At 61.6% G+C, this 1,316-nt stretch carries 1 protein-coding gene; it reads left to right on the forward strand.

Going from position 1 to position 1,316, the window contains the following annotated elements; translation table 11 throughout:
- The first annotated feature begins 116 nt into the window (after nt 1-116).
- On the forward strand, nt 117-1,262 hold the full coding sequence (locus tag AC630_RS42460) for an IS4 family transposase (protein WP_074124407.1): 1,146 nt from the start codon (nt 117-119) through the stop codon (nt 1,260-1,262).
- The last annotated feature ends 54 nt before the right edge of the window (nt 1,263-1,316 follow it).

A 1,316-nucleotide genomic window follows, 5' to 3' on the forward strand; every position in this document is an offset into this window, starting at 1 on the left:
CCCGGGCTTGTCCCACGGCTGTCCGGTTTAGATTTTCTGGACAGAGCGCATGGCGTTGATTCTAGTCGGTTCTGGACGTCTGCAAGCGTTCCGGGACACGACAAGAGGTCATCGCCATGCCGCATCACAATACAGTATTCCGCGACATTCTGAAGCTGATGCCGTGGCGTCAGTTTGAGGCGCTTGTGGAAGAACATGATGCGGATGCTCGAGTGCGGCGGCTGCCGACCAAGCTGCAGTTCGTGGCGTTGCTGTACGGTCAACTTTCGGGGGCGTCGGGGCTGCGCGAGATTGTGACGGGTCTTTCGAGCCATGAAGCGCGGCTTTATCACCTCGGCGCAGCGCCGGTCCGGCGGTCAACCTTCTCCGACGCCAACGCCAATCGGCCTTTCACGGTGTTCGCCGATCTTTTGGCCCTGATGATGAAGCAGGCTCACCGCGGCTTGCGGCGTAAGATGGCCGAGGCGGTCTATCTGATCGACAGCACCAGCGTGCGGCTGAACGGACACAGCGCCGATTGGGCGCAGCTCTCGGCTGGGGTCTGCGGCGCCAAGGTGCATGTGATCTACGACGCCGACGCGGATCGGCCGATCTATGCGGCGGTTACCGCGGCCAACGTCAACGATATCACGGCGGCCCATCAGATGCCGATCGATCCGGGCGCAACCTATGTCTTCGATCTCGGCTATTACGACTATCTCTGGTGGGCCGCGCTCGACGCCGCCGGTTGCCGGATCGTCACCCGCTTCAAATCCAATACGCCGCTGGACGTCGTCGAGGAGCTCGAAGTCGCCGCCGGCAGCAACATCCTCTCCGACCGGATCGGCTTCTTGCCCGTGCGTCAGGCCAAGAGCCGGTGCAATCCGATGCAGGATGCCGTGCGCGAGGTGCGGGTCATGACCGACACTGGCAAGGTGTTGCGCATCCTGTCGAATGACCTTGATGCCTCCGCCGAGAACATCGCCGGGCTCTATCGCCGGCGTTGGGCTATCGAGCTGTTCTTTCGCTGGGTCAAGCAGACCCTGAAGATCACTCGCTGCGTCGGCACCTCCGAGAATGCTGTGCGGATCCAGATCGCCGTCGCCCTGATCGCCTTTCTGCTGCTTAGCCTGGCCCAGGCCACTCAGAAAGCCGTTCGAAGCCCCCTCGTCTTCGCAAGGCTCGTCCGCGCCAACCTCATGCACCGCAGATCAATCCAAACCCTGATCGAGCCGAAATCCATCCCTCAAGATCAGTCACAGTTGAGCCTCAGCCTATGCTGATGGCTCAACCGGACAGCCGTGGGCTTGTCCCGGGCATCCACGTTCTTTGTAGTG

The organism is Bradyrhizobium sp. AS23.2 (genome assembly GCF_001908185.1).
Taxonomy (GTDB): Bacteria; Pseudomonadota; Alphaproteobacteria; order Rhizobiales; family Xanthobacteraceae; genus Bradyrhizobium.